This is a genomic window from Muricoccus radiodurans, assembly GCF_050154705.1.
In the GTDB taxonomy this organism is placed as follows: domain Bacteria; phylum Pseudomonadota; class Alphaproteobacteria; order Acetobacterales; family Acetobacteraceae; genus Roseomonas; species Roseomonas radiodurans.
The window spans coordinates 175041-195476 of sequence record NZ_CP189561.1; the positions used below are offsets into that span (position 1 = coordinate 175041).

Annotated in this window: 19 protein-coding genes and 2 tRNA genes; 16 read left to right on the top strand and 5 right to left on the bottom strand. The window is 69.9% G+C overall.

Annotated features, from left to right (window positions below):
* Positions 1-84: 84 nt before the first annotated feature.
* Together ACP6CK_RS00915 and ACP6CK_RS00920 are read right to left on the bottom strand one after the other, a co-directional pair.
* Positions 85-975, bottom strand: a complete 891-nt coding sequence (locus tag ACP6CK_RS00915; protein WP_426956895.1) for an alpha/beta fold hydrolase — start codon at positions 973-975, stop codon at positions 85-87.
* A gap of 9 nt (positions 976-984) precedes the next feature.
* Positions 985-2559 carry a serine hydrolase domain-containing protein gene (locus tag ACP6CK_RS00920; protein WP_426956896.1) on the bottom strand — a complete coding sequence of 525 codons (1575 nt, stop codon included), beginning with the start codon at positions 2557-2559 and terminating at the stop codon, positions 985-987.
* A 190-nt stretch (positions 2560-2749) separates the two neighbouring features.
* On the opposite strand from ACP6CK_RS00920, the gene ffh reads away from it, so the two are divergent.
* The 12 genes from ffh to ACP6CK_RS00980 all read left to right on the top strand — a co-directional run bounded on the left by ffh (position 2750) and on the right by ACP6CK_RS00980 (position 11133).
* A complete protein-coding gene (gene ffh, locus ACP6CK_RS00925; RefSeq protein WP_426956897.1) occupies positions 2750-4132 on the top strand; it encodes a signal recognition particle protein in 1383 nt (460 codons plus the stop codon).
* 28 nt (positions 4133-4160) lie between these two features.
* A complete protein-coding gene (gene rpsP / locus ACP6CK_RS00930; RefSeq protein ID WP_426956898.1) occupies positions 4161-4502 on the top strand; it encodes a 30S ribosomal protein S16 in 342 nt (113 codons plus the stop codon).
* A gap of 28 nt (positions 4503-4530) precedes the next feature.
* Positions 4531-5118, top strand: coding sequence for a ribosome maturation factor RimM (gene rimM, locus ACP6CK_RS00935; RefSeq protein WP_426956899.1), 588 nt, complete (start codon positions 4531-4533; stop codon positions 5116-5118).
* On the top strand, positions 5115-5825 hold the full coding sequence (gene trmD, locus ACP6CK_RS00940) for a tRNA (guanosine(37)-N1)-methyltransferase TrmD (RefSeq protein ID WP_426956900.1): 711 nt from the start codon (positions 5115-5117) through the stop codon (positions 5823-5825). Before rimM ends, trmD begins: the two co-directional genes overlap by 4 nt.
* 26 nt (positions 5826-5851) lie before the next feature.
* Positions 5852-6289, top strand: coding sequence for a 50S ribosomal protein L19 (rplS, locus tag ACP6CK_RS00945; protein ID WP_426956901.1), 438 nt, complete (start codon positions 5852-5854; stop codon positions 6287-6289).
* Between the two features lie 63 nt (positions 6290-6352).
* The gene (gene leuC / locus ACP6CK_RS00950; RefSeq protein ID WP_426956902.1) at positions 6353-7795 is read left to right on the top strand and encodes a 3-isopropylmalate dehydratase large subunit; all 1443 of its coding nucleotides are present in this window, start codon (positions 6353-6355) and stop codon (positions 7793-7795) included.
* Positions 7792-8403 carry a 3-isopropylmalate dehydratase small subunit gene (gene leuD / locus ACP6CK_RS00955; protein WP_426956903.1) on the top strand — a complete coding sequence of 204 codons (612 nt, stop codon included), beginning with the start codon at positions 7792-7794 and terminating at the stop codon, positions 8401-8403. The genes leuC and leuD overlap by 4 nt, the downstream gene beginning before the upstream one ends.
* 31 nt (positions 8404-8434) lie before the next feature.
* Positions 8435-9547, top strand: a complete 1113-nt coding sequence (leuB, locus tag ACP6CK_RS00960; RefSeq protein ID WP_426956904.1) for a 3-isopropylmalate dehydrogenase — start codon at positions 8435-8437, stop codon at positions 9545-9547.
* 45 nt (positions 9548-9592) lie between these two features.
* Positions 9593-9669, top strand: a tRNA-Arg gene (locus ACP6CK_RS00965).
* A 43-nt stretch (positions 9670-9712) separates the two neighbouring features.
* Positions 9713-9789, top strand: a tRNA-Arg gene (locus ACP6CK_RS00970).
* 740 nt (positions 9790-10529) lie between these two features.
* On the top strand, positions 10530-10892 hold the full coding sequence (locus ACP6CK_RS00975; protein WP_426956905.1) for a helix-turn-helix domain-containing protein: 363 nt from the start codon (positions 10530-10532) through the stop codon (positions 10890-10892).
* Between the two features lie 61 nt (positions 10893-10953).
* Positions 10954-11133, top strand: a complete 180-nt coding sequence (locus tag ACP6CK_RS00980; protein ID WP_426956906.1) for a hypothetical protein — start codon at positions 10954-10956, stop codon at positions 11131-11133.
* A gap of 351 nt (positions 11134-11484) precedes the next feature.
* Here ACP6CK_RS00980 and ACP6CK_RS00985 read toward each other — a convergent pair whose 3' ends face one another.
* The gene (locus ACP6CK_RS00985) at positions 11485-11892 is read right to left on the bottom strand and encodes a hypothetical protein (protein WP_426956907.1); all 408 of its coding nucleotides are present in this window, start codon (positions 11890-11892) and stop codon (positions 11485-11487) included.
* Positions 11893-12283: 391 nt separating this feature from the next.
* Positions 12284-12433 (bottom strand): hypothetical protein, encoded by a 150-nt coding sequence (locus ACP6CK_RS00990; protein ID WP_426956908.1) that lies wholly within the window; start codon positions 12431-12433, stop codon positions 12284-12286.
* Positions 12434-14102: 1669 nt separating this feature from the next.
* Here ACP6CK_RS00990 and ACP6CK_RS00995 point away from each other — a divergent pair.
* Positions 14103-16094, top strand: a complete 1992-nt coding sequence (locus ACP6CK_RS00995; RefSeq protein ID WP_426956909.1) for a PAS domain S-box protein — start codon at positions 14103-14105, stop codon at positions 16092-16094.
* Here ACP6CK_RS00995 and denD read toward each other — a convergent pair whose 3' ends face one another.
* Positions 16095-17081, bottom strand: a complete 987-nt coding sequence (gene denD / locus ACP6CK_RS01000; protein ID WP_426956910.1) for a D-erythronate dehydrogenase — start codon at positions 17079-17081, stop codon at positions 16095-16097.
* Positions 17082-17181: 100 nt separating this feature from the next.
* Between denD and ACP6CK_RS01005 the strand changes: the two genes are divergently transcribed.
* The 3 genes from ACP6CK_RS01005 to ACP6CK_RS01015 are packed head-to-tail and all read left to right on the top strand — an operon-like array spanning position 17182 to position 20406.
* The gene (locus ACP6CK_RS01005; protein ID WP_426956911.1) at positions 17182-18387 is read left to right on the top strand and encodes a diaminopropionate ammonia-lyase; all 1206 of its coding nucleotides are present in this window, start codon (positions 17182-17184) and stop codon (positions 18385-18387) included.
* Positions 18388-18407: 20 nt separating this feature from the next.
* The gene (locus tag ACP6CK_RS01010) at positions 18408-19397 is read left to right on the top strand and encodes a tripartite tricarboxylate transporter substrate binding protein (RefSeq protein ID WP_426956912.1); all 990 of its coding nucleotides are present in this window, start codon (positions 18408-18410) and stop codon (positions 19395-19397) included.
* A gap of 25 nt (positions 19398-19422) precedes the next feature.
* Positions 19423-20406 carry a Bug family tripartite tricarboxylate transporter substrate binding protein gene (locus ACP6CK_RS01015; RefSeq protein ID WP_426956913.1) on the top strand — a complete coding sequence of 328 codons (984 nt, stop codon included), beginning with the start codon at positions 19423-19425 and terminating at the stop codon, positions 20404-20406.
* Positions 20407-20436: the final 30 nt, after the last annotated feature.

Genomic DNA, 20436 nt, shown 5'->3' on the forward strand with positions numbered 1-20436 from the left:
CAGGCCCCTCTGTTCCGAGGGGCGGGAGTGCAGCACGGCGCGTGCCAGGCGGGAAGCGAGCGCCGGCCGATCCACGCCCTGCGTTCAGGCGGGCAGGTCGAGCACGGCTTTCGCGAAGGCCCCTGGCGCCTCCTGCGGCACGTTGTGGCCGGTGTGGGGGATCACGCGGCGGTCATAGGCGCCGGCGAAGTGCTTGTCGTGGGCCGCGGAGGCGGCCACGGGCCCGACCCCGTCGGTGTCACCGTGCAGGACCACCGTTGGCACGGCGATGCGGGGTTGGCCGGCAAGGGCTTCCTCGATCGACTCCAGCGCCGGGTCGCCCGGCGCGTAGCCGTAGCGGTGGCGGTAGGACTGGATCACCACGTCGACATGGTCCGGGTTGTCGAAGGCGGTTGCGCTGGCGGCGAAGGTGGCGTCGTCGAAGGACCAGTCCGGCGACCAGAGGCGCCAGAGGAGCCTTGCGATGCCGATGCGGTTGGCGGTGAGCCCGGCCCGGCCGCGCTCGGTGTGGAAATAGTACTGGTACCAGTGGCGGTGTTCCTGCTCGGGCTCGGCCGGCACCGCCGCGGCGGCGATGTCCTGGATGTTGTAGCCGGTGCAGGACACGAGGCCCGCGGCCCGTTCCGGCCAGAGCGCCGCCACGATGCAGGCCGCGCGACCGCCCCAGTCGTAACCGCCGAGCACGGCGCGCGGGATGGCCAGCGCGTCCAGGATGTCCAGCAGGTCCTTCCCCAGCGCTGCCTGCTGGCCGGAGCGGGGCGTGGCGGGGTCAAGGAAGCGGGTGGGGCCGTAGCCACGGAGATAGGGCACGAGGCAGCGGCGCCCCGCGGCGGCGAGGACCGGGACCACCTCGTCATAGGAGCGGGGCGAGTAGGGATAACCGTGCAGCAGGACGACCGGTAGGCCATCGGCCGGCCCGGTTTCCTCGTAGGCGATCTCCAGCACGGGTGTCCGCAGGGTGCGGAGTTCGGGCACGGCGAGTTCCTAAGCCCGCTCGAAGGTCAGGACGCGGGAGCGATGCGCGACCAGGCGCAGCGTGTCGTCCGGCTGGCGCCAGAGAAGCGGGCGCGAGCCCCAGGGGCCGTGCTGGCGCTGACCGATCGCGCGGCCGCCGGGGAGCGGAAGCAGCGTGGAGACGTCCCGCGGGAAAATGCCCGGGAACTCCGCGACACCGGGCGCGCGGACCTCCAAGGAGACGCCGAACGCCCTGTTGTGCCAGCCTCCGACCAGCGCCGGATCGAGGGCCGTGTCCTTTGGGACGGGAAGCAGGCGGTGGCGGACGCCGCCGACTATCCCCTCGAGCGCGCCGTCGGCCGTCGGCCGCAGCGAGGCTTCGAGGTAGGCGGGCAGGGTGCGGGCGCCACCATCCTCTGCGGCGTAGAGCCGGTCGGTCACGCCCATGAAGGTGATCGTCTCGCCCTCCACCTCGGCCCAGGCCTCGCTGTCGGCCGAAGCGTAGAGGCCAGGCGGAAGGGAGGCCGGCCGGGGCAGGGAGCGTCCGGTCAGGGCCGCCATGACCCGCAGCGCGAGGGGGAGGGCGTCCGTCTCCTCCTGGTTGGAGATCAGGGCCACGCCGCAGCCGAGAGCCGGTGCCATGAGGATATGTGTCTTGTTCCCGGGCAGCGATCCGCCGTGGCCCGCCAGGAACAGGTCTCCGAGCATGAGGGTGGAGAGGCCGAGGCGGTAGAAGCTCGGCGTCCCGTTCTCGAAGAGGCGTAGCGCCGAGAGGCGGGCGAGCATCCCGTCCATCGGGCCGCGCCCGCCCAGCAGCGCGGCCCCCCAGCGCGCGAGGTCGGTGGCGCTGCCCGCCAGCCCGCCGGACGGGGAATAGTTCAGCCCGTACCGCCCGCGCCGCCAGCCGCCCGCGTGCCGCCAGTAGGGCGTGGCGAGCTTCGGGACGACCGCCGTCTCGTCGACGGGGAAGGCGACCGCGTCGAGGCCGAGCGGCGAAAGGACGAGCCGGCGCAGCGCGGCCTCGTAATTCGGATCGGAGCGGTGCGACCTCTTCGCCGCGCGTGGCTTGGCGGGGTCGTCAAAGGCGTCGGGCGCTGGTGTGCCGAAAATCGCCTCGGTGAGGCGCCAGCCAGTGTTGGAATAGGCCATCTCCCGCCCGGGCGGGCCACCGGTCCCGGGCAGCCGCTTGATGAGGGAGAAGAGCTGCGCCGGGCTGAGGCTGGTCGTGTAGGGAACCCCGAGCAGGACAAGGGTTTCCATCAGGTCGGGAATGGCCCCCGTCATGTCCAAGGCGCGGCCGAGCGGGACGGCGGCAATCGCGTCCGGAAGGTCCGCCACGAGCTTCCCGAGTGGCGTCTCGAGATCGAAGCCGGACAGCAGCAGGGTGGCCGCGGCGAACTGCTTGCTAATGGAGGCCCAGCGGCTGGGCGTGTCGGGGGTGAAGGAGACGCCGTGCTCGATGCTGGCCAGGCCGCCCGATGCGGCGCCGCGTGGGCCATCGCCGTCGAACAGGACGATGGCCCCGCCTGGGCCGCCGGCGTCGGTCCAGGCGCGGGCGATGGCGGCCGCCTCGGCGGTGCCGGCGGAGAAATCGGGTGCGGTCATGGGCGCATCCTGGCCCGGTTTTCCTTGACGGGGCAGGGGAGGGGGGGTATGCGCCCGCCTCCCGGGACCTGTCCCGCCCGCCGGTCGGCCGCCCCCTGAGGGTGCCGGCTCCGCCGCTCCGCGAAGACTCGCGCAGCGGCGCGATCGGTCATGGGCCGGTCCCAAAGAAGTATAGGTCCCGCCCGCCCCGATGTTCGAGGCCCTCTCCACCCGCCTGAACGGCGTCTTCGACAAGCTCCGCCGCCGCGGTGCCCTGTCCGAGGCCGACGTGACCGAGGCCCTGCGCGAGGTGCGCGTCGCGCTGCTGGAGGCGGACGTCGCCCTGCCGGTGGCCCGCGACCTGATCGCGAAGGTGCGGGAGCGCGCGGTGGGCGCGGAGGTGATCCGCAGCGTCTCCCCGGCGCAGCAGGTCATCAAGATCGTCAACGACGCACTCGTTGAGGCGCTGGGCGGCGGTGCCGATGCCGTGCAGCCGGGCCTGGACCTGAACGCGCCGGCGCCGGTACCGATCCTGATGGTCGGGCTCCAGGGCTCGGGCAAGACGACCACCTCCGGCAAGATCGCGCTGCGGCTGCGGAGCCGCGACAAGAAGAAGGTGCTTCTCGCCTCGCTGGACGTGGCGCGCCCGGCCGCGCAGCTGCAGCTGGAGACGCTGGCGAAGCAGGCCGGCGTGACCAGCCTGCCGATCGTGCCGGGGCAGGGGCCGCTGGAGATCGCCGCCTGTGCCATGGACACGGCGCGGCGCGAGCTGTTCGACGTGGTGATCCTCGACACCGCCGGGCGCCTTTCGATCGACGACGCGCTGATGGAGGAGGTCGCGGCAGTGAAGGCCGCGACGCGCCCGCATCAGACGCTGCTCGTCGTGGATGCCATGACCGGCCAGGACGCGGTGAACACCGCGCGGAACTTCCAGGACCGCGTCGGCGTGAACGGCATCGTCATGACCCGCGTGGACGGCGATGCGAGGGGTGGCGCGGCTCTGTCCATGCGCGCCGTCACCGGCGCCCCGATCCGCCTGCTGGGCGCGGGCGAGAAGCTGGACGCGCTGGAGGATTTCCACCCCGACCGCGTGGCGTCCCGCATCCTCGGCATGGGGGACATCGTCTCCCTGGTGGAGCGGGCCGCCGAGACGATCGATCAGGCCGAGGCCGCGAAGCTTGCGGCGAAGATGCAGAAGGGCACCTTCGACCTGGAGGACTTCGCATCCCAGCTGAAGCAGGTCGGGAAGATGGGGAACCTGTCCGGCATCCTCGGGATGCTGCCCGGCATCGGCAAGATGAAGGCGCAGATCGAGGGCGCGAAGCTCGACGACAAGCTCATCGGGCGCCAGGCGGCGATCATCTCCTCCATGACGATGAAGGAGCGGCGGAACCCGGACATCATCAAGGCGTCGCGGAAGAAGCGCATCGCCTCCGGGGCCGGCGTGACCGTGCAGGACGTGAACCGCCTGCTGAAGCAGTTCGACGACATGTCCGCGATGATGAAGCGGATGAGCAAGCTCGGCCAGAAGGGGCTGATGCGGGGTGGGCTCGGCGCCCTCCTGCCCGGCGCCGGCGGCCGTCGGCCTTTTTAACCAGACTGAGAGCGAAGAGGACTTCCTGATGGGCCTTAAGATCCGCCTTGCCCGCGCCGGTGCGAAGAAGCGCCCCTACTACCACATCGTGGTGGCGGACAGCCGCTCCCCGCGCGATGGCCGCTTCATCGAGCGGCTCGGCTCCTACAACCCGATGCTGCCGGCCGACCACGCCGAGCGCGTGCGCCTGTTCAACGAGCGCATCCAGCACTGGGTGAGCCAGGGCGCCGTGGCGACCGACCGCGTGGCGAAGTTCCTCGGCAAGGCCGGCCTCGCGCCGATGCCGGTGTTCCCGGAGCAGCCGAAGCAGTCCGCGCCGAAGAAGAAGGCGCAGGAGCGCGCCGCCGCGGCCGCCGCCGCGGCCGGCTGATCCGTCAGGAGCCATCGCGCACCGCGCCATGTCCGCACCGCGTCGCATCCTGGTCGGCGAGTTCGGCCGCCCGCACGGGGTGAGGGGGCTGATCCATGTCCGCTCCCACACCGCCGAGCCGGCGGCGATCGCCGGCTATGGCCCGCTCCTCGACGAGGGCGGGACGCGGCACTTCGTGCTGCAATGGCTGGCGGATGGGCTGGTCAGGGTGGAGGGGGTGACGGACCGCGACGCCGCCGCGCGGCTGACCGGCACGAAGCTCTATGTCGAGCGCGACAGCCTGCCGGCGACCGAGGAGGACGAGTTCTACCTGACCGACCTCATCGGTCTGCGGGCGGTGGCGGAGGACGGCGCCGATCTCGGCACTGTCTCGGCGGTGGAGGATTTCGGGGCGGGCAGCGTGCTGACGCTGCGCGACGGGGCCGGGCGCGAGACGCTGATCCCCTTCACCCGCGCCGTCGTGCCGGTGGTGGACGTCGCGGGTGGGCGGATCACCGTCGTGCCGCCGGATTCCATCGAGGTGCCGCCGCAACCCGGCGAGGCGGAGGCGTCGTCCGATCCGCTGCCGCGCCGCGCGCCCCTGCGCCGCCGGAGCGGCGGAAGGGACGCGGCATGAGCTGGCGCGCGACGGTTCTGACCCTCTTCCCCGAGATGTTCCCAGGCCCGCTCGGCGGGTCCCTGGCTGGCCGTGGCCTGGAGCGTGGGCTGTGGTCGCTGGAGGCCCGGAACATTCGGGACGCCGCGACGGACCGGCACCGCACCGTGGACGACACGCCCTTCGGCGGCGGCGCCGGGATGGTGATGCGTCCGGACGTGGTGGACGCCGCCGTGGCCGCCGCCATGCCGGAGGGGGACACCCGCCCGCTGGTCTTCCTGACCCCGCGCGGCACCCCGCTCCGGCAGTCGCTGGTGCGGGATCTGGTGGCCGGCCCCGGCGTCGTTCTGCTCTGCGGCCGCTATGAGGGCGTGGACCAACGCGTGGTCGAGGCGCGCGGCATGATCGAGGTCTCGGTCGGGGATTATGTGCTGTCCGGCGGGGAGTTGGCGGCCATGGTGCTGTTGGATTCCTGCGTGCGCCTCATCCCCGGCGTCATGGGCGCCAGCGAGTCGGCGGAGGAGGAGAGCTTCTCGGACGGCTTGCTCGAATACCCGCACTACACCCGGCCGGCCGACTGGCGCGGCCTTCGCGTGCCGGAGGTCCTCCTCTCCGGCCATCACGGCCAGGTCGCGGCCTGGCGACGCGCGCAGGCCGAGGCCGTGACGCGCGCCCGCCGGCCCGATCTGCTGTCCCCCCAATTGCACGGCGCGGCGCAGCCCGCCTAAACGATCTGAACGAAGGGAATACGACGATGAACCTCCTGCAGCAGTTCGAGCACGACCAGATGACCCGGCTCGCCGCCGCCCGCGCGGTGCCGGACTTCGCCGCCGGCGACACGGTGCGCGTGATGGTGAAGGTGCAGGAAGGCGAGCGCATCCGCACCCAGGCCTATGAGGGCGTGGTGATCGCCCGCTCCAACCGCGGCCTGAACAGCAACTTCACCGTCCGCAAGCTCTCCTACGGCGAGGGCGTGGAGCGCGTCTTCCCGCTCTACTCCCCGAACGTGGCCGACATTCAGGTGATGCGCCGCGGCAAGGTGCGCCGCGCGAAGCTGTACTACCTGCGTGGCCGCACGGGTAAGTCCGCGCGCATCCAGGAGAAGGCGGCGATCCGCGGCAAGGGTGGCGCCTCCGCGGTGGCCGAGAGCCCGGTCGCGGCCGGCGAGCAGCTGAACGAACAGCAGGCGTGATCCCGCCGGTGGCCCGCGCGATCAGCGGGCCACCCATCGGCGGGCTGTAGAGGGGAAAGCAACATGTCGGCCACGAAGCCGCGCACCTTGTTCGACAAGATCTGGGACGCCCACGTCGTGGAGACCCTCCCGGACGGCACCGCGCTCCTCTACATCGACCGGCACCTCGTGCATGAGGTGACCTCCCCTCAGGCCTTCGAGGGGCTGCGCAACGCCGGGCGCAAGGTTCACCGGCTGGACGGCACCATCGCGGTGACCGACCACAACGTGCCCACCGACAGCACCCGCTTCACCGGCATCCAGGAGCCGGAGAGCGCGCTGCAGGTCGCGACGCTGGAGCGGAACGTCGCCGAGTTCGGGGTGAACTACATCCCGCTGAACGACAAGCGTCAGGGCATCGTCCATATCATCGGGCCGGAACTGGGCGTCTCGCTGCCCGGCATGACCATCGTCTGCGGCGATAGCCACACCTCCACCCATGGCGCCATGGGCGCGCTAGCCTTCGGCATCGGCACGTCGGAGGTGGAGCACGTGCTCGCCACCCAGACCCTGCTGCAGAAGCCCGCGAAGAACATGCGGGTGACGGTGGACGGGAAGCTGGGCTTCGGCTGCACGGCGAAGGACATCGTGCTGGCCATCATCGGCAAGATCGGGACGGCCGGCGGCACGGGCCACGTCATCGAGTTCGCCGGCGAGGCGATCCGGGCGCTCGACATGGCCGGCCGCATGACGGTCTGCAACATGTCGATCGAGGGCGGCGCGCGCGCCGGCATGATCGCGCCGGATCAGACCACCTTCGACTACGTCCGCACGCGCCCGATGGCGCCGAAGGGCGAGGCGCTGGAGCGCGCCATCCAGTGGTGGAGCACCCTGCCGAGCGACCCCGGCGCGGTCTTCGACAAGGAGGTTCGGCTGGACGCCTCGGAGATCGTGCCGATGGTCTCCTGGGGCACCTCGCCCGAGGACGTGCTGCCGATCACCGGCGTGGTCCCGGACCCCGAGGCGGCCGAGGACGAGGCGCGGCGTGCCCAGCTCCGCCGCATGGTGCAGTACATGGGCCTGACGCCGGGCCAGCGCCTTCAGGACCTGAAGGTGGACGCGGTTTTCGTCGGCTCCTGCACCAACGGCCGTATCGAGGACATCCGCGCTGCTGCCGCCGTCGCCAAGGGCCGCCGCGTGGCCGAGGGCGTGCGGGCGATGATCGTCCCGGGCTCCGGCCTGGTGAAGGAGCAGGCCGAGCAGGAGGGGCTCGACCGCATCCTGAAGGAGGCGGGCTTCGAGTGGCGGGAGGCCGGGTGCTCCATGTGCCTCGGCATGAACCCGGACAAGCTGGAGCCGGGGCAGCGCTGCGCCTCCACCTCCAACCGCAACTTCGAGGGGCGGCAGGGCAAGGGCGGGCGCACGCACCTGCTGTCGCCGGCCATGGCGGCCGCGGCGGCGGTGACGGGCCGCCTGACGGATGTTCGGGAGATGTCGCGCGCCGAGGCGCAGGGAGAGATGGCATGACCCCCTTCACGACCCTGACCGGCATCGCCGCGCCGCTGCCGATGGCGAACGTGGACACGGACAAGATCATCCCGGCCCGCTTCCTCAAGACCATCGAGCGGAAGGGGCTGGGCAAGGCCGCCTTCGCCGACATGCGCTTCAACGACGATGGGTCGGAGAAGCCAGAGTTCGTTCTCAACCAGGAGCCTTACCGCCGCGCGGAAATCCTGATCGCGCACGAGAATTTCGGCTGCGGCAGCAGCCGGGAGCACGCACCCTGGGCGCTGGCCGATTTCGGCATCCGCTGCGTCATCGCGCCGGACTTCGCCGACATCTTCCACAACAACTCGTTCAAGAACGGGATGCTGCCCATCAAGCTGCCGCGGGAGATCTGCGACCAGCTGATGGATGACGCCCGGATGGGCGCGAATTCCCGCATCTCGGTGGACCTTGGGCGCCAGGTGGTGATCCGCCCGAACGGGGAGGAGATCCCCTTCCGGATCGACCCGCTGCGCCGGGAGCGCCTCCTCAAGGGCTTGGACGATATCGGGGAGACGATGCAACGTGCCCCCGTCATCCAGGGCTTCGAGGAGCGGCAGCGCGCCGCGCAGCCCTGGCTCTACGCCTGATCTGACCCTCACCGGACCCGGAGTTTCCCGCATGGCGTCGAACAAGAAGCTCCTGGTCCTTCCCGGTGACGGGATCGGGCCCGAGGTGATGCACGAGGTCCTTCGGGTCGTGGACTGGATGGACCGCCGCCGTCACGTTTCCTTCGACGTGGAGGAAGGGCTGGTCGGAGGCGCCGCCATCGAGGCCGAGGGGCATCCCTGCCCCGACCGGACGGTGGAGGCCGCGGCACGCGCCGATGCCGTGCTCTTCGGCTCGGTCGGCGGCCCGCGCTGGGACAAGCTTCCCTTCGACCGGCGGCCGGAGATCGGGATCCTGCGCCTGCGCAAGGAACTCGGCCTCTTCGCCAACCTTCGTCCCGCGCAGGTCTGGGCGCCGCTGGCGGAATCCTCGTCCCTCAAGCCCGATCTGGTCCGCGGCCTGGACCTGATGATCGTGCGGGAGAGCACGGGCGGCATCTACTTCGGCGAACCGCGCGGGATCGAGATCCTGCCGGACGGCACCCGTCGCGGCTTCGACACCGAGAGCTACACCGAGGAGGAGATCACCCGTGTCGCCCGGGTGGCCTTCGAGCTGGCGCGCAAGCGCACGAACCGCCTGACGAGCGTCGAGAAGGCGAATGTGATGCAGTCCGGCCGCTTCTGGCGGGAGGTGGTCACGGAGGTCGGTAAGCGCGAGTTCGCGGACGTCGAGCTCTCCCACATGTACGCCGACAACTGCGCCATGCAGCTCGCGTCCCGACCGAAGCAGTTCGACGTGATCCTGGCGAGCAACCTCTTCGGCGACGTGCTGTCGGACCTCGCGGCGGCGGTCACCGGCAGCCTGGGTATGCTGCCTTCGGCCACGCTCGGCGCGGCGGATTCCAGCGGTCGGCGCCACGCGCTCTACGAGCCGATCCACGGCTCCGCTCCGGACATCGCGGGGAAGGGCATCGCCAACCCCTGCGCCCAGATCCTCTCCTTTGCCATGCTCCTCCGCTGGTCCTTCGGGATGGAGGAGGAGGCGGCCATGGTCGAGACGGCGGTGGAGCGGGTCCTGGCCGGCGGCCTCCGCACCACTGACATCATGGTTCCCGGCGCTGCCCGCGTGGGCACGACAGTCATGGGCGAGGCCGTCATCCGGGAGCTGGACAAGATCGCCGCCTGAAGGGTTGCGCGGTCCGGCCCGGGGCGCTATCTCCCGCGCAAGCCGGCGCTCGTAGCTCAACTGGATAGAGCACTAGACTACGGATCTGGGGGTTAGGGGTTCGAATCCTCTCGAGCGCGCCACTAACCCCGGCCGGCTTGTTGTTGGTGAAGTAGCCTTGGCGATGCGCCCGTAGCTCAGCTGGATAGAGCACCAGACTACGAATCTGGGGGTCAGGAGTTCGAATCTCTTCGGGCGCGCCATCGCTTCAGTCCCATTTTGCCGGGCTTAGTTGTGCGGATTACCGGTAGCGGTTGTGTGCCCTTGGCGGCGCTGCCCGGATCGTGCTGCTCGGACCTGCATAGCGAAAGGCTCCTCGTGCTTTCGCTCGGCGAAGCACGTTGCGGACGCCCTCAAGCTTCATCGGCCAAGACGCGTCGCTCGGTCTCGGACAGCCTCTGCACAGCATCACCATGATCCACGCTGCCTTCAGGACGGCGACGATCGGCGCCACCAGCGCCTTGAACGGGACGCGAGGAAGAGGTCAGAGGCCGCGATTGATACTTCGTCGCATTCTCTTTTTCTCCTCCGCCCTGGCGTAGTAGAGTGGCAGTTAGCCATGGCGCCGGTCTCCAGAGGCTTGGAGTTGTGGTCAGGCCGAGCGGGATGACTGGACCCTCCCCCGCTCGGCCGCTTCGCCCGGATGCGTGCCGCCGGGCCGTGTGATTCGTCAGGGCAGGGTATTATGTCAGCGAACCAGGCCGGCGCAGGTGGGGCGGCGGGCGTTGGCGTCCGGCCCGGCCGGGTTGGGCCTAACGAGAGTGCCCCCGGTGCGCCCGGCGGCCCTACCCTTCGTGCAGGATTACTACGTTGCAAAGCACCGTCTCTACGAAACGATCCGAAGCCGCCATCTTCCCGTCTGATTGTCGCGACGGCTTTGATCCGCCGGAGCACCTGCTCATGCCCTTGATCGAGGACAGTCCGCCTCAAAGACGGGACGTTAATGACCCGTCGCACGGTCGGACTGGCCGATACCGGGAGCAGAAAGCCGCGCCCGGGTGAAATGCGCACTCCTGGACATTTTCGCCATGGCTGCGCTATTTTCTTGCCGGTGGAGACAATCACACCGCCGCAATGCCGCGCCGCGCGTGGGCTGTTGGGCTGGACCCAAGACGAGCTCGCGAAGACCGCGCGGATCGGTTTGAACACCCTCCGCAATTTCGAGACGGGGAAGTCCGTTCCGATGACGAACAACCTCGACGCAATCCGGCGCGCACTGGAAGCAGCGGGTGTGCTGTTCATCCCGGAGAACGGTGGAGGTGCCGGCCTGCGGTTCCGGGCGCCGACTGCGCCGAGAGAGGATTAGCGGCTAAGGTGTTTCCGACGATCTCCCATGCCCCACGCTCGCCCCTTGGAAGGTTCTGATCATGCCCAAGCCCAATTACAATTTTGAACGCCGGGAACGTGAGAAGGAAAAGGCTGCAAAAGCCGAGGCCAAGAAGCAGAAGCGTCTGGAGCGGAAGGAGGCGCCGCCGGAACGGGAGCCTAGCCTGGAGGAGTCCGGCACCGGAATCGATCCGGGCCAGAAGCCTTCCAGCGGATCATGACCGAACGGCCTCGGATGGTGGGCCTTCTGCGCGCCGGAAGCCGGCAGCGGCCTGGTGCGCGAGCAGGATGGAGCCGTTCGACGTGAGGCCGGTCAAAGACAGTCCGGCACAGGTCGTGCCGAGAAGCACGCCGAGGACGTTTCCTGACTCGAAGCAGCCGTTCTTCGGGGCGTCGATCGAGGGTGAGCCACTGGGCAGAGGCCGCGATCAGGTGTGGCAGGCGTGACCTAGCTCTGGCCACGCGAGCGGCGTCACCGCTGATCTCGGCCTGCCTCGCGTCGAAGGCCATGCGACGTGGGGTGACGGAGCAGGCGGGAAAGAACGGTTCCGTGCTGGGCCGGATGGTCGATGTCACCTCCGTCCGCGCCGCTCAGACTGCTTGGCATGGCGTAACGCCGCCTGGGCAGCGGAGCGGTATGGGTCGGGCTGACCCAGCCGGCGCCCGATCGCTCCACCCAGTCTCGCGCAAAGGATCAATGTTACGATCCAGGCCGCGGCCCCCGCCAATTCTGTCATTCCGTTGAACGGCCGGGCGGTCGGGACCTTCAGCGTCGATTGAAGATCAGGAACGAGCTTGATCGCGAGATGCACCGGCGTGCAGAGGTTATACCGAAGATAAAGAAGGATATCGGACGCCGAGACCTGTCCGTCTCCTGTGAAGTCCCACCCCGTCCCGGGCGTGATGCCATCGAGCTCCGCGCGGGACACATACAACGACGCCCCCCCGAGGACCCCGAAGAAGAGCCCGAACAGGATCACGGACCATTCCGAATCCTTCATGCTTTCCCCACGCGTGGCTCCGAGGCGCTGTGCCGACAAAGCCTCATCAGTTCAAGCCAGGGTGTGGGAACTCGAAGCTCCTCCGGCGTGGCCGGTGCACGATGGTGCAGCGCCAGCGTCATGAGCTGGTCGACGGCGTGGGGCGACATGGTGGCCGGCTTGGGACCGAGCGGCTGGCAGAGGTTGAACGCACGCGAGGTCGGCACGCCGGGTTCTACTGCGTCCAGTGATCCAACAGAATGAGCACGACCGCCATCAGAAGCGTGCCGAGGGTGAACACGACAGCGACGCGTCGGCGCACGCGAATCCCCTGCCAAACGGCTGAACCATCCCATGAAACGAGATCTGCGGGACATCCGCTACTCCCGTTCTAGAACCCCGCGGCGATGAGGCGGACAATCATCGTCATGACCAGCACGCCGCCTACCGCGACGGCGGTGATTTCAACCCACTCTGGCACCAAGCCTTGCTCCCAACGCCGCTCCTCGGCGCATCGTCCACCAAGGGTGGTGAACGCCATCGCGAATGCAACCTCTTCCGATCTGCGATCCTCGTTCAGGGCCTAGGCCCTGGCTGCCGCGGCGCATGCCCGCCGCTGCGCGTCCCTTTTCACGAGCTACCGAGTTGTATGAGCTCGGCCCGAAGTGAGATGTGTCTCCGCCTCAAACGAGAACAGCCAGCAGCGGCAACGGGCGGCGACCTTCGTGACAGCGGCGCTGAGGGGGGGAGCCTCACGGTTCCGCCCGCACTCGACTGGCATGCCGCGCGCTCACCGACCGAGGTGATCCGTATAAGCGGCCGTCGCCAATGTTATCATGACCAGTATTGATGCGGCCCAGATGAGCGAGCGCACGGCCCACCTCGTCATTGTTTGGAGGCAATAACGCCGCCGCGTCCCGTTCGCTGCCTTGTTGTCCTGGCGCCCCGAGATGGGCCGAGTCTGCGCGAGACATCCACAAGAACCTCATCCCGCACCTGATCCGGCGTGTGAGGTCGAGTGCTAGCTTCCCCAGTCGATGCCTCGGGCGGAGGGTGGCAGGCGGCCAGGCCACAGGCGCCAAGACCGGCAGCGACCCGAAGGGTGATGTACTCGATGGTCGCCGGAACGCTGCCGATCGGAAGACGGATCCGCCCGCTCCTCGTGCACACAAATAGGAGGGCTTCTGCCGCCCGCCGCGGCGAAATGGCGCCCCAAACCATGGCCGCGCACTGCCGAAGCCGCGACCGCCCACACCTAGCCCAGGATCACGATGAAGAGGGCAGAAGCGGTGAACAGAGCCGATCCGGCGGTCAATGTGATGAGCAGTCGGTCTGACATGGAAACCTCCGTGGGCCCCATCTTTCCCCTGCTCCCCTATGATCACCAGCCGTTCGGAAGCTATCACGACCATAGAAGACGCCACTCACCGGGTCGGGACGTCGTACCGAAGTGGCCGGTTCCGAGGTGCAAAGTGTGTCCTGGCGCTCTCACATTTCAACCCAGGGCCACGACGGACGGAAGAATGGCGCATGCGGGCGCTGCGCCGCGTTCTGCCGCCTAGCGAGCAGCCCGGCGTCGGCGCCGCCTGACCCTATCCTGGCTTGGTGCGCCGCAGCACGGCGCTTGCATTCTCGTGCGACCTCAGCCAAATTGTGCATCGCAGCAATACGGCTCGGCCGATTGCTGTTTCTTGGACGTTTCCTCCCTAAACTCGGCGGTGCCCCTGGGCACCGCCTTTCTTTTTACCAGCCCTGTCCCCCACAAACTTGGCATCGCCCAGCGCGATTTCCGGCGCGGCACGAGGGTGCCCGGACGGCCCAGTCAGGGCTAATATCCTGCTGGAGGGGCGACCGAAGGATCACCGAAGGAGTGCTGGCGCAGCCGATGGTCAGGACGGGGCGGATGCGGGCGTCAACTCGAACGGATTCCGGCACCGAAGTGGACGCGGGCGTGGTCGGGGCTTGGACGACATTCCGTGCCGAACTTGGCAAGCTTGGTGGTAGATCGGTTTGCGTCCGGTTCGGCTGGGCGACGACGAGAGGGAACCGCCGTAAACCCTGTGACCGACAAGGCTCGGGGAGCCGTCCGGTCGGATGGTCCGGATGCGGACCAGGAGAAAGCGGTCCGCGAGATGGCGGCGAGCTGCGTCCAGCGTGCCGGAGCGAGCCGCTTGACCGACGCTGAAACAGGCACGCCGGACCCTGGCGCCATGGATAAGGCCATTAGGCCGGCCCCACCGACGGACCCGGCCCAGCATTCCCGCAGTCCGTGGACGCCGGTCGCGAACACCTACGAGCTGCTCATCCGGGCCGTGGTGGACTACGCCATCTACATGCTCGACCCCCAGGGCCGGGTGGTGAGCTGGAATCCCGGGGCCGAGCAGATCAAGGGCTACGCCGCCCAGGAGATCATCGGCGAGCACTTCTCCCGCTTCTACACCGAGGAGGACCGCGCCGCAGGCGTGCCCGGCGAGGCCTTGCGGGCGGCCGCCGAAACGGGTCGTTTCGCGGCGGAGGCTTGGCGGCAGCGCAAGGACGGTACCCGCTTCTGGGCCATGGTGGTGATCGACCGGATCACGCAGGACGGGCAGCTCATCGGCTTCGCGAAGATCACCCGGGACCTCACGGAACGACGTAGAGCGCAGCTCGCGGCGCTGGAGAGCGAGCGCCAGTTCCGCCTGCTCGTCCAGGGCGTGACTGACTACGCGATCTACATGCTCAGCCCGGAGGGCCGGGTGAGCAGCTGGAACGCGGGCGCCGAGCGCATCAAGGGCTACGCGGCCGCGGAGATCATCGGCGAGCATTTCTCCCGATTCTATATCCCGGAGGACCGGGCGTCCGGCCTTCCCGGCCGCGCGCTGGAGGCGGCCCGGCGCGACGGGCATTACGAGGCGGAGGGCTGGCGCATCCGCAAGGATGGCACGCGCCTCTGGGCCGGCGTCGTGATTGATTCGATCTACGACGACGGTGTGCTGATCGGCTTCGCCAAGATCACCCGCGACCTGACCGAGCGCCGCGAGGTGCAACTGGAACTGGAGCAGTCGCGCGAGCAGCTCTTCCAGTCGCAGAAGATGGAGGCGGTGGGCCATCTGACCGGCGGCCTGGCGCACGACTTCAACAACCTGCTCACCGGCATCACCGGCAGCCTGGAGCTGATGCGGACGCGCCTCGGGCAGGGCCGGACGAACGAGCTCGGCCGCTACATCGACGCGGCGAGGGGTGCCGCCGACCGGGCGGCCGCCCTGACGCACCGCATGCTCGCCTTCGCGCGCCGGCAGACGCTCGATCCCAAGCCGACCGATCCGAACCGGCTGGTGGCGGGAATGATGGCCCTCGTGGAGAACACCGTCGGGCCGCAGATCGCGGTGGAGGTGCGAACGGCGCCGGACCTCTGGCCGACCCGCTGCGACCCGAACCAGCTCGAGAACGCCCTGCTCAACCTCTGCATCAACGCGCGCGATGCGATGCCGCATGGCGGGCGGCTGACGATCACGACCGCCAACGCCGCTGTAGATCCGCGCCAGGGGCGGGCGCAGGGCGTGGAGCCTGGCGAATACGTCTCCATCAGCGTCGCGGACAGCGGCGTCGGCATGACGCCGGAGGTTGCGGCGCGTGCCTTCGATCCCTTCTTCACCACCAAGCCCACCGGGCTCGGGACGGGGCTTGGGCTGTCGATGATCTACGGATTCGCCCGCCAGTCCGGCGGCCACGCCCGGATCGAGACGGAGCCCGGCCGCGGCACAGCCGTCCAACTTCTTCTGCCCCGCTACCACGGCGCCACGGAGGCCGAGGAAGGGTCCACGGCCAGCGCGGCGCCGGCCCGCGCGGGGGACGGCGAAACGGTGCTGGTGGTGGACGACGAGCCCACGGTGCGGATGCTGGTGACCGAGGTCTTGCAGGAGCTGGACTACGCTGCCCGGGAGGCGGCGGACGGCGCCTCAGGGTTGCGGGTGCTGCAGTCCGACGCGCGGGTGGACCTGCTCATCACGGATGTCGGCCTGCCCGGCGGGATGAACGGGCGCCAGCTGGCCGACGCCGCGCGTCAGCTCCGCCCGGGGCTGAAAATCCTCTTCATCACCGGCTATGCCGAGAACGCCGTCATCGGCAGCGGCCAGCTCGAGCCAGGGATGCACCTGCTGACGAAGCCCTTCGCCATGGAAAGCCTCGCCGGCCGCATCCGGGCGATCATCGAGGCCGACTGATCACAGCCCCCGCTCGGCGCGCGTCGCGGCGAGGTCGTCCTCCACGAAGGCGCGGACCACCGCCTCCAGCCCCTCCTGCTCAGGGAAGCCGAGGCGCCGGGCGCGCTCCGCCGTGAAGGCGGCGGGCCAACCGGAGACGATGGCCTCGATCGCCGGATCGGGCGTGCGGCGGACGCGCGATGCGGCTTCCTCACCGCCGACCGCGCGCAGCGCCGCCAGCATCTTACCCACCGTGGCGCGCAGGCCGGGCGGATTGATGCCGCGGTCCAGGCCGAGCGGCCCCGTGTCCATCGTCGCCGCGTGCAGGAACCACTCCACCGCTTGGCGCGGCGAGCAGACCCAGACCCCGAAGTCGTCGCCGACGGGAAGGTCGGTCTCCAGCCCCAGCAACGGCTCCCGTAGGATGGCGGAGAAGAAGGACGAAGCCGCCTTGTTCGGCCGCCCCGGCCGCACGATCACCGTGGGCAGGCGGATGTTCACCGCATCCAGGAACCTCTTCCGGCTGGCATCGGACAGCAGGAGCTCCCCCATCGCCTTCTGCGCGCCGTAGGAGTTCGCCGGCACCTGCCGCGCGTCATCGGGCAGCACCGCCGCCTGCCCGCCGGAGAAGGAAGCGACGGAGGAGGTGAAGACCACCCGCGGCGGCCGGGACAGGCCGATGCATCGCTCCACCAGGTTGCGCGTGCCGTCCAGATTGACCCGCATTCCCAGCGCGAAGTCCGCTTCCGCCGCTGCGCTGACCACGGCGGCCAGATGGAACACCACGTCCGTGCCCTCGGGTATTGCGTTCTCCAGCGCGGCCGGCGCCGCGATGTCGCCGGCGAGGCAGCGGACAGGGAAGGGGGCCCCGTCCGGCGCGGCAGGGGCGTTCAGGTCGAACAGGGTCAGGCCCGACACCGCGCGGCCGCCGAGCGCCCCGTCCCGCGCCAGTCGCGCCGCCAGCTTGCGGCCGAGAAAGCCGCCCCCGCCCAGGATGGTCACGTGCATGCCTGTCCGCTCCTCCGGGCCGGGGTCGCCGTGAGCGCGCCGGCCATCGACTTCGGTCCACAGATTGCCGCGCCCGCCGCCCCGTGGCCATGTGCCGGCCATGGCCACGGCGCATCCCTTCCGTCTCGTCCGCAACCCGCGCCACGGCACGCCGGGCGTGGTCGTCCTGCCGGAGGGAGGCTGGCGCCGCGCCCGGGACGCGATCACCGCCTGGCCGGGCTACGCGCCCACGCCGCTTGTGCCCCTGCCGGATCTCGCCGCGGCGCTCGGCCTCGCCGCCCTGCACTACAAGGACGAGGCCGGCCGCTTCGGGCTCGGCTCTTTCAAGGCGCTCGGCGGCGCCCACGCCGTGGCCCGGCTCCTCTCGGCCGAGCTGGCGCGGCAGGGCATCGCCCGCGCGGCCACCCCGCAGGACCTGGAATCCGGCCGACACGCCGCGGCGACGGCCGGGATCACCGTCACCTGCGCCACGGACGGCAATCACGGCCGCAGCGTCGCCTGGGGTGCCCGGCGCTTCGGCGCCCGCTGTGTCATTTTCGTCCATCCGGGCGTCACCGCAGGCCGGCGGGACGCCATGGCCGCTTTGGGCGCCGAGATCCGCGAGGTGCCGGGCAACTACGACGATTCCGTCCGCGCGGCCGAGGCCGCTGCCCGCGAGCACGGGTGGCATGTCGTCTCCGACACCTCCTGGCCCGGCTACACGGAGGTGCCGCGAGACGTGATGCAGGGCTACCGACTGATGGCCGAAGAGGCGCTGGACGCCCTGCCGGCCCCACCGACCCATGCCTTCGTCCAGGGCGGCGTCGGCGGGGTGGCGGCCGCGGTCTCCGTCGCGCTGCGTGCCCGCGCGAAGGGGGCAAGGTTGATCGTCGCCGAGCCCGATCGTGCCGCCTGTCTCCTTGGCAGCGCGGAGGCGGGGACGCCGACTGCCGTCACCGGCGACCTGGACACGCTCATGGCCGGCCTTGCCTGCGGGGAGCCGAGCCTTCTCGCCTGGCAGGAGCTGGAGCGCGCCGCCTTCGCGTTCATGGCCGTGCCTGATCTCGCCGTGCCGCCCGCCATGCGCCTGCTGGCCCGCCGCGAGCCCCCTGTCGTGGCGGGGGAGAGCGCGGTGGCCGGGCTGGTCGCGCTGATCCTCGCGGCGCAGGACGGCGAGGCCCGCACGACGCTCGGCCTCGGGCCGGAGAGCCGCGTCCTGCTCTTCGGCACGGAGGGCGCGACGGACCCCGCCCTCTACGCCCGCCTGGTCGGGGAGGCGGGCGTTGACAGCGCCGAGCCATTCCCGATTCTGACCCGGAGTTCATAAAACACCGGGGAGACGAATCCATGATGCAGCGCCGCCACCTCCTGGCTGTCGGAGCCGGGGCCGCTGCCTCGCTCGCCGCGCCCGCGATCCGGGCCCAGGGCACCGCGGGTTGGCCCTCCGGACCGGTGCGCCTGGTCGTCCCCTTCGCGGCCGGTGGCCCCACCGACATCCCGGCGCGTCTGATCGCGGAGGAGATGTCAAAGCTCCTGCCGCAGCGCGTCGTGGTGGAGAACCGTACGGGATCGGGCGTGGTGGTCGGCACCGACCTTGTCGCGAAGGCGCCGAAGGACGGGCTGACGCTGCTCTACTCCACCATCGCCCACGCGGTGCTGCGCGTGCTCTTCACGCGCCTGCCCTTCGACCCTGTCGGCGACTTCTCGCCCATCGCGCTAGCCGGGCAGGTGCCGATGATCCTGATGGTGAACAAGGAACTCCCGGTGAACAGCCTCGCGGACCTCGTCCGCCTGCTGCGGGAGAATCCCGGCCGCTACTCCTATGCCTCCTCCGGCGCGGGCGGCGCCGTCCATCTCGCGACCGAGCTTTTCCTGAACCGCGCCGGCGGGTTGCGGGTGGAGCACGTGCCCTATCGCGGCTCCGCGGCCGCCATGCCGGACGTGCTGTCCGGCCGCGTGCCGATCATCCTGGACGTGGCCGCCGGCGCTGTGCCCTACATGCAGCGGGGCGAGCTGAAGGCGCTCGGCATCTCCACCCGCCAGCGCTCCAGCATCGCCCCCGACCTGCCCACCTTCATCGAGGGCGGCGTGCCGGACTACGAGGCCTATACCTGGCACATGTTCTTCGCGCCGAGCGGCACGCCCGCGCCCGTGATCCAGCAGGTCAACGCGGTCGTGAACCAAGTGATGGCGATGGATGCGGTGAAGCGCCGCCTGTCGGACCTGACAATGGACACGCGATCCGACACAACCCCGGACACGGCCAAGGCGTTCCTCGACGCAGAGATCGCGAAGTGGGAGCCGCTCGTTCGGGCCGCCGGCATCCGGCCGGAGTAAGCCAACGACCTGGATTGGAGTTCGTATGATCCGTCGCCGCCACCTCATCGCCGCCACGGGCGTCGCCGTCGCGCCGCTCGCGGCCCCGGCCGTGTGGGCGCAGGGCACCTGGCCCACGGCGCCGGTGCGGCTCGTCGTGCCCTTCGCGGCCGGCGGGCCGACCGACGTGCCGGCGCGGCTGGTGGCGGACGAGCTGTCCAAGGTCCTGCCGCAGCGCGTGATCGTGGAGAATCGCACCGGCGCCGGCGTCGTGGTCGGCACCGATGTCGTGGCGAAGGCGCCGAAGGACGGTCAGACCCTGCTCTACACGACCATCGCGCACACGGCGCTGCGCGCGATGTTCAACCGCCTGCCCTTCGACCCGGTCGGGGATTTCCAGCCCGTCGCGCTCGTCGGCGTCATTCCGATGCTGATGATGGTGAACAAGGACCTGCCGGTGAACACGCTGCAGGAGTTCACTGCCCTGATGCGCGACAACCCCGGCAAGTACGACTACGGCTCGGCCGGCAACGGCTCCGCGCTGCACCTCGCGGCCGAGCTATACCTGCGGCAAGCGGGCGGCCTGCGGGTGGCGCACGTTCCCTATCGCGGCTCGGCCGCGGCCATGCCGGACCTGCTGAACGGCACGCTGGTGATGATGCTGGACGTGGCGAACAACGCGCTGCCCTTCGTCCAGCGTGGCGAGGTGAAGGGCATGGCCATTTCCAGCGCGCGCCGCATCCCGCAGCTTCCGAACGTGCCGACCTTCCAGGAGGGCGGCGTGGCGGGCTACGAGGCCTACACCTGGCACATGATCATGGCGCCGTCCGGCACGCCCGCGCCGATCGTGACCGCCGTCAACGCCGCCGTGAACCGCGTCATGGGGATGGAGAGCGTGAAGCAGCGCCTGTCCGATCTGACGATGGAGACGCGGTCCGACTCCACGCCCGAGACGACGAAGTCCTTCATGGAGGCCGAGATCGGCAAGTGGGAGCCGATCATCCGCGCGGCGGGCATCCGCGCGGACTGAAAGCGATCCTCGGGCGGGCAGCGGCCCGCC